Genomic DNA, 238 nt, shown 5'->3' with positions numbered 1-238 from the left:
TCCATATTGCGGATCACTTCGAGAATCGGCTTGCCGGCTGTGCCGCTCGGCTCCCCGTCGTCTGACTGTTTCTGAATCTCGTTGCGTTCCCCGATCATGTAAGCGGGGCAGTTGTGAGTCGCCATCGAGTGTTCTTTCTTCACGCCGGCGGTAAAAGCAAGCGCGTCCTCTTCGGACGAAACCGGCAACGCCTGACCGATAAACCGGGAACGTTTGATAATAATTTCATCGGGTCCAT

At 55.0% G+C, this 238-nt stretch carries 1 protein-coding gene; it reads right to left on the bottom strand.

Annotated features, from left to right (window positions below):
• The coding region (locus KVT34_RS31040) for a YigZ family protein (RefSeq protein ID WP_217563376.1) at positions 1-238 on the bottom strand (238 nt) is incomplete at both ends.

This window comes from Paenibacillus sp. GbtcB18 (genome assembly GCF_019091125.1).
Taxonomy (GTDB): Bacteria; Bacillota; Bacilli; order Paenibacillales; family NBRC-103111; genus Paenibacillus_F; species Paenibacillus_F chitinolyticus.
This window is presented reverse-complemented; position numbering and strand designations above follow the sequence as displayed.